This is a genomic window from Streptomyces scopuliridis, from assembly GCF_042790125.1.
Taxonomy (GTDB): domain Bacteria; phylum Actinomycetota; class Actinomycetes; order Streptomycetales; family Streptomycetaceae; genus Streptomyces; species Streptomyces scopuliridis_A.
The window spans coordinates 38521-51436 of the sequence record NZ_JBHTZS010000022.1 but is presented as its reverse complement, the minus strand read 5'-3'; the positions used below and the strand labels follow the sequence as shown (position 1 = coordinate 51436).

The 12916-nt window shown below is 70.9% G+C and carries 12 protein-coding genes and 1 tRNA gene; 2 read left to right on the top strand and 11 right to left on the bottom strand.

Annotated elements, in window-relative coordinates; all coding sequences use genetic code 11:
- Positions 1–99 precede the first annotated feature (99 nt).
- Positions 100–438, top strand: a complete 339-nt coding sequence (locus ACFRKB_RS27745) for a hypothetical protein (protein WP_383109222.1) — start codon at positions 100–102, stop codon at positions 436–438.
- A 103-nt stretch (positions 439–541) separates the two neighbouring features.
- Here the strand turns inward: ACFRKB_RS27745 and ACFRKB_RS27740 are convergent, their stop codons facing one another.
- The 10 genes from ACFRKB_RS27740 to galU form a co-directional block, all read right to left on the bottom strand.
- Positions 542–1177: a vitamin K epoxide reductase family protein gene (locus tag ACFRKB_RS27740; RefSeq protein ID WP_383109221.1), complete on the bottom strand. Its 636-nt coding sequence runs from the start codon at positions 1175–1177 to the stop codon at positions 542–544.
- 26 nt (positions 1178–1203) lie between these two features.
- Positions 1204–1710: a DUF5949 family protein gene (locus ACFRKB_RS27735; RefSeq protein WP_383109220.1), complete on the bottom strand. Its 507-nt coding sequence runs from the start codon at positions 1708–1710 to the stop codon at positions 1204–1206.
- A gap of 91 nt (positions 1711–1801) precedes the next feature.
- A complete protein-coding gene (locus ACFRKB_RS27730) occupies positions 1802–3346 on the bottom strand; it encodes a hypothetical protein (RefSeq protein ID WP_383109218.1) in 1545 nt (514 codons plus the stop codon).
- Positions 3347–3512: 166 nt separating this feature from the next.
- A tRNA-Ala gene (locus tag ACFRKB_RS27725) sits at positions 3513–3586 on the bottom strand.
- Positions 3587–3700: 114 nt separating this feature from the next.
- Positions 3701–4864: a gephyrin-like molybdotransferase receptor GlpR gene (locus ACFRKB_RS27720; RefSeq protein ID WP_383109217.1), complete on the bottom strand. Its 1164-nt coding sequence runs from the start codon at positions 4862–4864 to the stop codon at positions 3701–3703.
- A gap of 137 nt (positions 4865–5001) precedes the next feature.
- A complete protein-coding gene (locus tag ACFRKB_RS27715; RefSeq protein ID WP_365975635.1) occupies positions 5002–5640 on the bottom strand; it encodes a GNAT family N-acetyltransferase in 639 nt (212 codons plus the stop codon).
- Positions 5637–6110 carry a MogA/MoaB family molybdenum cofactor biosynthesis protein gene (locus ACFRKB_RS27710; protein WP_383109300.1) on the bottom strand — a complete coding sequence of 158 codons (474 nt, stop codon included), beginning with the start codon at positions 6108–6110 and terminating at the stop codon, positions 5637–5639. Before ACFRKB_RS27710 ends, ACFRKB_RS27715 begins: the two co-directional genes overlap by 4 nt.
- A 74-nt stretch (positions 6111–6184) precedes the next feature.
- Positions 6185–6751 carry a cyclic pyranopterin monophosphate synthase MoaC gene (moaC, locus tag ACFRKB_RS27705; protein WP_383109216.1) on the bottom strand — a complete coding sequence of 189 codons (567 nt, stop codon included), beginning with the start codon at positions 6749–6751 and terminating at the stop codon, positions 6185–6187.
- Positions 6752–6823: 72 nt separating this feature from the next.
- On the bottom strand, positions 6824–8158 hold the full coding sequence (gene glp, locus ACFRKB_RS27700; protein WP_383109215.1) for a molybdotransferase-like divisome protein Glp: 1335 nt from the start codon (positions 8156–8158) through the stop codon (positions 6824–6826).
- Between the two features lie 3 nt (positions 8159–8161).
- Positions 8162–9064 carry a UTP--glucose-1-phosphate uridylyltransferase GalU gene (gene galU / locus ACFRKB_RS27695; protein WP_365975632.1) on the bottom strand — a complete coding sequence of 301 codons (903 nt, stop codon included), beginning with the start codon at positions 9062–9064 and terminating at the stop codon, positions 8162–8164.
- 103 nt (positions 9065–9167) lie between these two features.
- On the opposite strand from galU, the gene ACFRKB_RS27690 reads away from it, so the two are divergent.
- Entirely contained in the window at positions 9168–9767 is a 600-nt protein-coding gene (locus ACFRKB_RS27690; protein WP_383109213.1) for a 5-formyltetrahydrofolate cyclo-ligase, read from the top strand.
- Between the two features lie 94 nt (positions 9768–9861).
- Here ACFRKB_RS27690 and ACFRKB_RS27685 read toward each other — a convergent pair whose 3' ends face one another.
- A complete protein-coding gene (locus ACFRKB_RS27685) occupies positions 9862–12756 on the bottom strand; it encodes a penicillin acylase family protein (RefSeq protein WP_383109212.1) in 2895 nt (964 codons plus the stop codon).
- Positions 12757–12916: the final 160 nt, after the last annotated feature.

Sequence of the window (12916 nt, the reverse complement as noted above, 5' to 3'; positions counted from 1 at the left end):
TCGTTACTGATGACGAGCGACCACGCGAGGGAATCTCCAAGAGGCCTGTGCGAAGCGTGAGTTGTCTCGCAACAGACATCGCTGAAAGAAGGATTCACCATGAAGCCCATGAAGGTCGCCGCTGTCGTCGCCGGTTCCGTGATGGCTCTGGGTGCCGCCACCCCGGCGTTCGCCGCCGAGGGCATGAGCCTCAATGGCGGGCTGGAGACCGTGCTGAGCGAGGGCCTCAAGGACCCCCGGCCGCTGAACACCAACGCGCTGGACACCGAGAACCCGGGCTCCGTGCTGAACACCGTGAAGAGTGCCACGGACAGCCTGAACAAGAAGAAGGGCGGCAAGACGTCCGGCACGAAGACGTCGGGCAAGACGGGTGCCAAGGAGATCGTCGGCACGTCGACCGGCAACAAGCTGCTCGGTGGACTTCCGCTCGGCAAGTAGCCTCCGGCAGCGGTTTCCGGACGGTCCGGGCCTCGCCAGGGCCCGGACCCCGTAGCCGAACTCCCTGTAGCCGCACCGGATTCCGCTGATACGGATCAACGGATCAGCTCGTCCAGAAGTCCCACCAGCGGGTGAGGATGAGCATCCCGATGATCCCGGTCCACAACACCGGCGGCACCCAGTGGAACTCGCCCAGCGCGCCCCGCAGCGCGGCGGGCGCGGGCAGGATCCCGTGCTCGACGTTGTGCGCCGTGACGTAGCAGAACATCACGATGGTGGCGACCCACGCCAGACAGCACCACAGACACAGCGAGTTGATGCTGTAGAGCGACTGGTACTGGAGCCAGGTGCAGAAGCCGACGCCGAAGAGCGTCCCGGCGTTCAGACCGAGCCAGAACCAGCGCCGGTAGCGCGCCCCGGCCAGCAGCCCCGCGCCGACGCCGATGACCACCGCGTACGCCGCCAGCCCCAGCATCGGGTTGGGGAAGCCGAAGACCGACGCCTGGTCGCTCTTCATGATGTTCCCGCAGGAGACCACCGGGTTCAGACTGCATCCCGGCGTGAAGTCCGGGTCCTCCAGCAGTCTGAACTTGTCGAGGGTGATCACCCAGGCCGCCAGCAGTCCCGCCGCTCCGCTGATCATCAGCACGAGCGCGAGGGCCCGGCCGCCGCCCCACGCACCCCCGGTGCTCTCCGTACGCTCATCGGCGGCCGTGTTCTCGGCCAGTGCCGTTGCCATGCCGTCCGCTCCCCTGCTTCCAGCCCTCAGCCGCGCAGGCTGCGTACGGGCACCAGGCAGTGCGCGGCGCTGGTGAGCATCGTCTGGTCACCAGCGAAGGCGCGCAACTGCTCCTCGGTGACGGGCCTGCCCGGTGTCGCCTCGGCCCAGGGCCTGGTGGCGACGATGAAGTAGACCTGCCCGTGAGCCCGCGCGTCCTGCTCCCACTCCGGTGGAACGGGGCACTGCGCGTTCAGATACGGCATCGTCAGCACGGCGCTGCCCGCCTCCACCAGCAGCGTGATCGGCACGTTGGGGTTCTTCGAGACATCGATCAGATCGCCGCCGGGGATCAGCCCGATCTCGGCGAGCACCGTACGCATCGTCTCCTCGCCGGCCTCCGCCCCGTCCTTGCCGTCCCCGAGTGAATAGGCGAGCAGGAAAGGCGCGTTGCGTTCGCCCTCGAAGGGATCGCTGGTCCAGGAAATCACCGAGAGAGTGCCCAGCCTGGAGGCGTTCCGTGCGCTGATCGAGGCGGAATTGGTAGAGGTCATGTTGCGGCACAGTAGTGGCCCGGAGGGAATATCCGTGAGCCCGCTTCACCCAAGTGGGGGACTGCGCAGGCTACTTCGGGACATCACTCGCTCAATTTCGTTTTTCAGTACGAGACTTATTCAGCTGTCCGCGCGTGGACTCTCCCCGCGCGGCCGGGGAGAGATAGGCGCGCCAGTCGCTCCGGCCCGGCAGATCGGGCAGGCTCACGGCGCGCCACCCCTCGGTGTACGCGGGCCGCGCGTCCTCCCCCGCCACCACGACGGCCACCGGCCGGCCGCGGGCGAGCGCGACGAGCCGTGCGGGGGTGATGGAACCGTCGTGGCCCCCGGTCTGCCGTGACGCGCAGCCGGCGAGATAGGCGACCCGTACGGCCTCCGCCCCGCTGACCACGCACGGCGGCCGTACGCCCTGGCGCGCCAGCTCGGCCGCCACCCGTGCAAATGCCACCCTGTTGGTACGGCCGCGCGCGGCGGCGCTGTCGAGGACCACGTACTGCACCGTCAGATGCGCCGCCAGCAGCGCCGCGAGAGCGCCCACCGCCAGGGGGCGCGGCCATGCCGCCCGGCCGATCCGGGCCAGGCCCGCCGCCGTGGGCAGCGCGAGCAGCGCGTACGTGGGGAGGAGGAAGCGCGGCGCCGCGTAACCGATCAGCAGGACGTACGGCACCGCCATCGACAGCCCCGCCAGCGTCGGCACCAGCACGACGGCCGGCCTCCTGGCGCGGACGGCGGCCAGCACCCCGCAGACGACGAGGAGCGGCAGCACGAACCACCACACCGCGGTGACGGGCCGTCGCCACGGAATGTCACAGGGGCGGCAGAGCAGCCGCCCGTCGAGCGCGCGCACCTGGTCGTCGAGGGCGAGATGCCAGCCCAGGTCCCCCTGGATCTCGCTGGCGCGCCGCAACCGCGCGGAGAGGCCGCCGTAACCGGCGTACGCCTCGACGGCCCACGGCGCACAGCCGAGGGCCGCACCGGCGGCGAGTGCCAGCAGCGGGAGCGGGTGCCGCCAGGCCCCGACGAGGAGCCCGGCGGCGGCGAGCGGCAGGCCGAGCCAGAGTGCGTCGCTGGGCCGCATGAGCGCGACGAACGCCACGCCCCCGCAGAGCCCGGCGAGCGCGGCACGGTCGGACCGGTCGCGCACGGCCCGCAGGAAGCAGCCGACCGCGAACAGGGACCCGAGGGCGACCCACAGGTTCGGCATGACCTGCGGGCCGTAGAGGACGGTGATCCACAGCCCGGCGAACAGGGCGCCGGCCAGAGCGAGTACGGGCGCCGGGAGCAGCCGTCGCCACACCCACAGCGCGAGCAGGAGACCGGCGCCCGACAGCAGCGCGAGATAGACCCGGAGGGCCTCGACGGACGAGGTCAGCGCGGTCACCGGCGCGATCAGATAGGTGATGCCCCGGGCGCGCGGCGCGCTGAAGAACGCGGCCTCGGCGTCCCGGGCGACCTGGCTGACGTACACCGTCTCGTCCCAGCCGAGACCCGACCCGGGCACGACGAGCACCAGTTGGAGGATGACGTACGCCACGGCGACAGCGGCGGGCCACCCGAAGCCCCGGGCCGCCCGTACGACGCCGCCCCGGCGCTCCGACCCGCTCGGGCCCGCGGCGACGGCCGAGGTCTCTGTCATGCGCCCCACGCTGCCTCCGCGCCGCCCGCCCGGCCATCGGGACAAGCCACTCGGACGAACGGGCGGAGACGGCGCGGCCGCACACGGGGACGCCGGCGCCCACTCCTCCCGGAAACGCGAGAATCCCGCCCGATCTTCCGATCGGACGGGATTCTTGTCGCTGTTGTGGACCTGAGGGGATTTGAACCCCTGACCCCCTCGATGCGAACGAGGTGCGCTACCAGTCTGCGCCACAGGCCCTTGCAACGAGTGAAACCTTAGCACCCCCGCCGCCGTGCTCGGAAATCCGTTAGCGGCTGGTCACCGGGCCCGGGGGTGGGCGCGGTGACCGGGGGCGGGGTGGGGGGCGGTGGGTCACTCGTTGGCCGCGCGGGGGCGGTCGTCCTCGTCGTACTGGTCGAACAGCGGGGTCCTGCCGCGGTCGCGCGTGCGGCGGGGTGCCGGGGCGCGGGGTGGCGGCGGGGGTTCCGCGGCGGGCTCGGCCGTGGAGGAGCGGGCCGCGCTCCACGTTTCCGGGTCGCTGACCTCGACACCCCCGCCGGCGCGGGGAGCGACCGGGGCGGTGACGTACGTGGGGAGCGGGACCGGTACGGGGTCCCAGCTGTCGCCGCTCGCCGGGCCGCGCTCGCGCTGCTGGTCCACCCACTCCGCGTGGTCGGTCTGCTCGACCAGGGCGCGGCGGCCCGCCTCTTGGGGCGAGACCGTGGGGGCGGGGGCCGGTTCGGGGCCGGGTTCGGGCTCCTCGTCCGGCTCGCCCGAGGCGGCCGTCGACGGCTGATGGCGGCGCGGCCGGTTCTCGCGCAGCCGCTGCGCGGCGGCCTCGGCCCTGCGCCGGTCCATGGTGAACGCGAAGCGCCGTCGCTCCTGGCCGCGCAGATGCACGATGTACACGCTGAGGAGTACGGCCGGGAGGGCCGGTGCCCAGAGGAAGCCGAGACCGCCGACCGCCGCGACGATCGTGCCGAGCGTGAAGGCGAGAAAGAGGATCACGGTGGTACGGCGCCTGCGGGCGAGGACCTGGAGGCGCTGTGCGCGCCGGGCGCGTTCCGCCGCGGTGCCCGAGGGCCGCGCGCGCCGCTCAGGGGCGCGCCGCTCGGAGGCGGGGGCGGACCGGTCGGGCGCGTGGCGCGCGGGGGCCGGGCGGGATGCCTGGGCGGGGCGGGACGCCGGGCGCGCGGCCCCGGACCTGGCCGGCGCCGGGACGTCCGCGCGGATCTCCATCCGGGCTTCGGTACGGGCCGGGGGCGCGGAGAAGGCCCGGACGTCGACGGAGCTGATCGACTCCGTACGGCTGTCCGGTCCCCCGTCGGGCCCCGCCTCTTCGGCGGTGCGCTCGTGAAGCTCCTTGGCGTAACGGCGCTCCATGGCCGCCCGTCCGGACAGCAGCCGGATGGCGGTGCTGAAGCGTTCCGTCGGGCGTGCCTCATTGAGCTCGTCCTGCCTGCGGAGCCACATCGGCACCAAGTAGGCGGCCCAGGCCCCGACGATGACTGCGTAGATGAGGCCGCTGCTGCTCACGGTTCACACCGTAGAGGGGTTCGCACGACGGGATCCGCCAATTGAGCCGGTGTGTCGCACGATCCAGCTGATAGCACTGACTTTTTTTGTGATGGTGCGGATCAGTTTATGGCCATATGCCGATCAATATCGAACACTTATTTCATTTTCTGATCGTTGCCGGTCGCCCCTGGTCGGACCCTGCGCCAGCGCCGGAGCAGCCCTTCGGGCACTTCCTCGGCCGTGAGCACATAGACGAGATGATCCCGCCACGCCCCGTCGATATGCAGATAGCGGGGCCTCAGCCCTTCCTCGCGAAATCCGAGTTTGTCGACGACCCGGCGGCTGGGGCCGTTCTCCGGGCGGATACAGATCTCGACGCGGTGCAGTCCGACCGTACGGAAGCAGTGGTCCACCGCGAGGGCGACCGCGGTCGGCATGACCCCGCGCCCCGCGACCTCGCGGTCCACCCAGTAGCCGACATGGCCCGAGCACATCGAGCCCCAGGTGATGCCGGCGACGGTCAGCTGGCCGACGAGCCGGCCCTGGTACTCGATGACGAAGGGCAGCATCCGGCCGGCGTTGGCCTCGCCGCGCAGATGGCGGACCATCTGACGGTAGGTGGGGCGCTGGGCGACCGGACCGCCCGGGGGCGGTGGCGGGATCGTCGCCTCCCAGGGCCGCAGCCAGTCGCGGTTGCGCCGGTTCACCTCACGCCAGGCGCGCTGGTCGCGCAGCCTTATGGGGCGGAGGGTGATGTCGCCGTCCACCAGCATCACGGGCCAGGCCGGGTTCATCCGTCGGTACGGGGGTGATCGCCGCCGTGGATCTGGTCCACGGCGTGGACGAGCAGCCGGCCGAGCACGGCGAGACCGTCCCGTACCCCGCCCGTCGAGCCCGGCAGGTTCACGATCAGGGTCCGCCCCGCCACCCCCGCCAGGCCCCGGGAGAGGGCGGCGGCGGGCACCTTCGTCGTGCCCTCGGCACGGATCGCCTCCGGGATTCCCGGGATCTCGTGGTCGAGCACGCGCCGGGTGGCCTCCGGGGTGCGGTCCGTCGGGGAGATGCCCGTACCGCCGGTGGTCAGGATGACGTCGTACGCGGCGGCGACGCCCTCGCGCAGGGCCCGCTCGACCGGCTCTCCGTCGGGGACGACCTTCGGCCCGTCGACCGCGAAGCCCAGCGCGCTCAGACCGTCGGCGAGGACCGGGCCGCCCGTGTCGGCGTAGACCCCGGCGGCGGCGCGGTTGGACGCCGTGACGACCAGGGCGCGGTACGGGGCGGGGGACGGGGAGGTGGCCGGCGGCTCGTGAGCGGGGCCGTCGCTTCTCGCGGGTGTACTCACTGCGCGCCCCCGTCCGCCCCGGAGACCGCCGCTTCGGGCGGCACCTCCGCCTCGGGCCGGGTCCAGTGGCCCGACTTGCCGCCCGTCTTCTCCTCGACCCGTACGTCCGTGATGACCGCGCCCTTGTCGACCGCCTTCACCATGTCGACCACGGTCAGCGCGGCCACCGAGACAGCGGTCAGGGCCTCCATCTCGACGCCCGTGCGGTCGGTGGTCTTCACCGTCGCGAGGATCTCGACGGCGTCGTCCGCGACCGAGAGATCGAGCGTGACCCCCGAGACGGCGAGCGGATGGCAGAGCGGAATCAGGTCGGGGGTCCGCTTGGCGCCCATGATGCCCGCGATACGGGCCGTGGCGAGGGCGTCCCCCTTGGGCACTCCCCCGCCCCTGAGCAGTTCGACGACGCGCGACGAGACCAGCACCCGGCCGCTGGCGCGCGCGACGCGCGCCGTCACCTCTTTCGCCGAGACGTCGACCATACGAGCCGCGCCCGACTCGTCGATATGCGTCAAGCTGCCTTGCTGAGGGGTTCCGGGGGTCTCCCCCCGGGGAAACACAGTCATTCGCTGTGGCGCTCCTGGTCCGGGCCCGACGGGGCCTGTGTGGGCAGACACGGTACCGCCACCGCGCGGTGGTCAGCCGATCAGGACGACGTCGACCTCCGTGCCCGGCTCCACCGAGACGGACTCCTCCGGGATCACGATCAGCGCGTCGGCATGGGCGAGGGCGGCGATGAGATGGGAGCCGGCGCCGCCCACGGGGGTGATCGTGCTCCCCTCGGCGTCGTACGTACCGCGCAGGAACTGACGGCGGCCCGCCGGGGACGACAGTGCCGTGCCGGCCGTGAGTGTCGCCCGGACGACGGGGCGGTGCACGTCCTTGCGGCCCATCAGAGCGCGGATCGCCGGGCGCACGAACAGCTCGAAGGAGACGTACGAGGAGACCGGGTTCCCGGGGAGGGCGAGCAGCGGGGTGTGCTCCGGGCCGATCGAGCCGAAGCCCTGCGGCTTGCCGGGCTGCATGGCGAGCTTGCGGAAGTCGACCCCGCCCCCCGGCTCGTCCTCGTCGCCCACGGAGGAGAGCGCCTCCTTGACGACGTCGTACGCCCCGACGCTGACGCCGCCCGTGGTGACGACCATGTCGGCGCGGATCAGCTGGTCCTCGATGGTGGCGCGCAGCGTGTCCGCGTCGTCGGTGACGGCGCCGACCCGGTACGCGATGGCGCCCGCGTCCCGGGCGGCGGCGGTGAGCGCGAAGCTGTTCGAGTCGTAGATCTGGCCCTCGCCCAGATCCTCGCCGGGCTGGATCAGCTCACTTCCGGTGGAGAGCACGACCACGCGCGGGCGGGGCCTGACCCGTACCGAACCGCGGCCGATGGCGGCCAGCAGACCGATCTGCGGTGGTCCCAGGACCGTGCCCGCCTCCAGGGCCAGGTCTCCGGCGCGCACATCGCTGCCGCGCGAGCGGACATGGGCGCGCGCCTCGGCCGAGCGGAACACCCGTACCTCACCGCTCGCGCCCTCACCACCGGCCCCCGCGGGGCGCATCGAGATGGCCGCGGCGCCGCCCGCGCCGCCGTCGGTCCACTCCACCGGGACGACGGCCTCGGCGCCGGGGGGCAGCGGGGCACCGGTCATGATCCGGGCGGCCTGTCCGGGGCCGACCTCGGGCAACGCGCCGCTGCCCGCCGCGACATCGCCGATGACGGTCAGCACGGCCGGGAACTCGTCGGTGGCGCCCGCGACATCGGCCGTTCGGACCGCGTATCCGTCCATGGAGCTGTTGTCGAACGGCGGCAGAGCCACCGGTACCGTGACGTCCTCCACCAGCACACAGCCCTGGGCGTCGGGCAGTTGCAGCTCGATGGGGTCGAGCGGGTGGACCGCGGCGAGGATGTCCGCGAGATGGTCGTCCACCGACCAGAGCCGCTCGTGGCCGGCGGCCGGTACCGATTCTGCCGTGCTGCTCAAGTGCTACATCTCCTCGCTGACATAACTGCGGAGCCAGGCACGGAAGTCCGGGCCCAGGTCTTCACGTTCGCACGCGAGTCTGACAATGGCACGCAGATAGTCGCCGCGGTCCCCTGTGTCATAGCGACGGCCCTTGAAAACCACGCCATGGACCGGTCCGCCCACCTTCTCGTCCACGGACAACTGCTGCAGCGCGTCCGTGAGCTGGATCTCACCACCGCGGCCCGGCTCGGTCTGGCGCAGTATCCCGAAGACGGCGGGGTCGAGGACATAGCGGCCGATGATCGCGTAATTGCTGGGGGCGTCGGCGGTGTCGGGCTTCTCGACCAGATCGTGCACCTTGACCACATCGGGGTCGCCGGTGGGCTCCACGGCGGCGCAGCCGTACAGATGGATCTGCTTCGGGTCGACCTCCATCAGCGCGATGACGCTGCCGCCCTCCCGCTCCTGGATCTCGACCATGCGGGACAGCAGCGGGTCGCGCGGGTCGATCAGGTCGTCACCGAGCAGCACCGCGAAGGGCTGGTCGCCGACGTGCGGGGCGGCGCAGAGCACGGCGTGGCCGAGGCCCTTGGGGTTGCCCTGACGCACGTAGTGCATGGTGGCCAGGTCGCTGGACTCCTGGACCTTCGCGAGGCGGCCGGCGTCCCCCTTCCGGGTAAGCGCCTCCTCCAGCTCGTAGTTCCGGTCGAAATGGTCCTCCAGCGGACGCTTGTTGCGGCCGGTCACCATAAGGACGTCGGAGAGCCCGGCGGCCACCGCCTCCTCGACCACGTACTGGATCGCGGGTTTGTCCACGACCGGCAGCATCTCCTTCGGAGTGGCCTTCGTGGCGGGCAGGAACCGGGTGCCGAGGCCCGCGGCGGGGATGACAGCCTTGGTGATCCGGGAGGACGAGTGAGTCATGCGAAGTACCCTATCCGCGCCGTATGGGCGGAAGATGATACTCCGGTTAACTTTCGCCTCATAAGAGAGCAGACGCGAGGTTTGTGATGTCCGGTGCGTAATGATGAGTAGTGACATGACCGGAAAGACCGCTCTGCGCCGTGAACTCCTCGCCGCGCGGGCCCTCCTGTCCAGTGAGGACGCCCGGGAGACCGCGGCGGTTCTCGCGCGGCGCGCACTCGGTCTGCCGGAGCTCGCGGGCGCCCGTACCGTCGCCGCGTATGTCTCGGTGGGGCGCGAACCGGGCACGCGCGCGCTGCTCGACGCGCTGCGCGCGCGGGGGGTGCGGGTCCTGCTGCCGGTGCTGCTGGCGGACAACGACCTCGACTGGGCGGAGTACGAGGGCGCGGACCGTCTGGTGCGGGCGGGGCGGGGGCTGCTGGAGCCTGACGGTACCCGGCTCGGCGTGGACGCCGTACTGGAGGCGGAGGTCGTGCTGCTGCCCGGCCTCGCGGTGGACGGGCGAGGGATGCGGCTGGGGCGGGGCGGCGGCTCGTACGACCGGGTCCTCGGCCGGCTGGCCCGAGCCGGCGCCGCACCCGCGCTGACCGTCCTGCTGTACGAGAACGAGGTGGTCGCGCGGGTCCCGGAGGAACCGCACGACCACCCCGTACGGGCCGTGGTGACGCCGGGGGGCGTCAGGCGCTTCGACGACCGGCGTTAGCGGCGGCGTCGGCGGCGGCGCTCAGCCTCGGCCCTTGCCCCGTGCGCCGCGCGTCGTGCGCCGCGCCCCGGTGCCCTGTGCCCCGCGCCCCGGCTCACGATTTGGGTGGCTTGAGCGTCAGGGTGTCCTTCGTCGCGCGTTCCACCGTGCTGACCTTGTAGGGCCAGTCGAGCAGCTCGCCCTTGGCCCACTTGTCCGTCTGGTCGGTGTAGTGGGCGCTGTACGCGTGCCCCGAGGCGCCCGTCAGATTGATCCAGCGGGACTTGTCCCAGTCACCGACGTTGACGACCATCCGCATCGACGGCACCCACACGACCTCGTAGCCGCCCGCCGCGTTCCAGCCCGTCGCGTTGATCGCGGCCTCGCCACCGCCGAGGTTCCACGGGCCGCGGTTGAGCATCTGCCTCAGGAAGCTGGGGCCGCTGGTCCCGAGGGTCTGGTTGTCCAGCTGGAGCTGGTGCAGCCGGCCCCAGCTCCAGCTGGAGACGTCCTTGCCGAGCTTGGCGGTCAGCTCCCAGCGGGCGTCCTCCATGGCGCGCTCGAACAGCTTGTCGCGGGTCTTGGTGGCCTCGTCCCTGCGGCTGCCCGGGGAACTCCACCACGCGTTGTTCTCGTCCTTGATGATGCCGCGCACGACCTCGTACCAGCGGTCCCCGCCGTCCGGCTGGGCCGAGTCGGGCGCGCGCTGGCCGCACTCCCGTACCAGCTGTATGTCGTCGTCCGCCGGCCCCGTGCTGTCGGCGGGACGGACATTGAGGCACTCGCCCCTGACCCGTACCTCCTTGGGAAGCTTGTTGCCGAAGGCGAGCTTGAGGACATTGCGCCAGACCGCGTTGAAGTAGGCGGCGGCCCCCGAGTCGGGTTCCTGGGTGTAGTCCCAGCCTTCGAGGAGCTTCTGCGCCTCGCGTACGGACGGTTCCGAGACACTGATCTTGAGCAGGTAGGGCATCAGCAGCTTCGCGATCTCGCTGGTGTTGTCCATCTGCATGGTCTGCATGTCGTCGGTCGAGATCTTCCCGCCGTCCTTGATCTTCGACTCGATCAGGTCGTTGATCCGCTGGCTGCGGGCGCCATAGCCCCAGTCCTCGGTGAGCGGGTAGGGGTACTTCTCCGAGTCGACGACGGCCTGGTTGGCGGTGACGATGTAGCCGCGCTCCGGGTCGTACTCGTACGGCAGCTCGTCGAAGGGGATGTACCCCTTCCACTGGTACTTCGGGTCCCAGCCCGGAGCCGGCGTCCGGCCGTCGAACCCTTCCGAGCGGATCGGGATGCTGCCCGGCGCCTGGTAGCCGATGTGGCCCTTGGTGTCGGCGTAGATGAGGTTCTGCGAGGGGACCTCGAAGTGCTCGGCGGCCTTGCGGAACTCGCTGAAGTCCTTGGCCTTGTTGAGCTCGAAGACCGCGTCCATGGACTTGCCCGGCTGGAGCGCCGTCCACTGGAGCGACACGGCGTAGCCGGAGCCGCGGTCCGGGGCGACATCGCCGACCGGGGCCTTCTCGCCGACCTTCACCAACTCGCTGTCGCGGTCCGAGACCAGCGGGCCGCGGTCGGTGGAGCGGACGGTGATCGTCTTGCTCGGGCCGCCCGCGACCTTGATGGTCTCCTCACGGGTCCTGAACCGCTTCTCCTTGTCGCCGTACTGGTAGGAGTCGCCGTTGACCTTCTCCAGGAAGAGGTCGGTCACATCGGCGCCGAGGTTCGTGAAGCCCCACGCGATGTCCTGGTTGTGACCGATGATGACGCCGGGCATTCCGGCGAACGTGTAGCCCGCGACGTCGTACTGGCAGGTCGCCGAGACGCTGCGGCAGTGCAGACCCATCTGGTACCAGAGCGAGGGCAGCTGGGGAGCGAGATGCGGGTCGTTGGCGAGGAGCGGCTTCTCCGTGGTCGTGTACCGGCCGGAGACGACCCAGGAGTTGGAGCCGATGCCGCTGCCGCTCGGGCCGAGCAGCTCGGGGATCTCGTCGAGCGTGCCGGAGAGCGCTTCGAGCTGGGAGTTGAAGTTCGCGGTGGCGTCGGACGCGGTGTTCACGCCGCCGGTGCCGGTGTCCGTGCCGGTTCCTATGCCGGTGCCTGTGCCAGTACCGGTGCCTGTGCCTGTGCCGGTCCCGCCTGTGCCGGTCCCGCCTGTGCCGGTCCCGCCTGTACCTGTGCCGCCTGTGCCGAGGTCTGAGCCCGTGCCGGTTCCCGTGCCGTGTTCTGTCGCGTTGCCGGGCTCGGCCTTGGGGTCGTATTTGCCGGTGGCGGGGTCGATCCCGCCCTCGCTGACGATCGGCTTGTTCCGGTCGTACGGATACGACGGATACAGGTCGTCGATCTGCTGGTCGCTCAGCCGGCTGGTCAGCAGCGAGCGGTCGATCTCGTCCTGCATATTGCTGCGCAGGTCCCAGGCCATCGCCTTGAGCCAGGCCACCGAGTCGACGGGCGTCCACTTCTCGGGCTTGTAGTCACTGGTGAAGCTCAGCGCGGCGTACTCGACGGAGATGTCCTTGCCGTCGCGGCCCTCCAGATACGCGTTGACGCCGTCCGCGTACGACTGGAGGTTCTTCTTGGTCTCCGCCGAGAGCTTGGTGTCGTACTCGCGCTGTGCCACCCCGTGCCAGTCGAGGGTGCGCAGGAAGGTGTCGGTCTTGACCTGGCTCTTGCCGAACATCTCGGAGAGCCGTCCCGAGGTCATATGACGCCGGACGTCCATCTCCCAGAAGCGGTCCTGCGCCTGGACGAAGCCCTGGGCGCGGAACAGGTCCTGGTCGCTGTTGGCGTAGATCTGCGGGATGCCGTAACTGTCGCGTCTGACGTCCACGGGCCCGGAGAGGCCCTTGAGTTCGAGCGTCCCCGTGGTCTGGGGGAAGGAGGCACGGACCGTGCTGACGCCCCAGTACGTGCCGTAGCCGACACCGCCGACGAGCGCCAGCACCAGGACGATCACGATCAGACGGGCGCGTCGCCCCTTCTTTTTGGCGGAAGGGGGGGCTGTGTTGGCGGGCATCGCTGTCCTTCGAGGGGCAGGGTGGTCCTGGAATGCTGGAGCAACCATAGGCGCAGCCGTTCATCGTCCCGGACGCGGTGTCATGTAGTGCGACTCGTCGGACGATCGCACAAGTGATCACGCCATGGTTCCCAGCGCATAGCGGCCGCGAGGGAGGCAC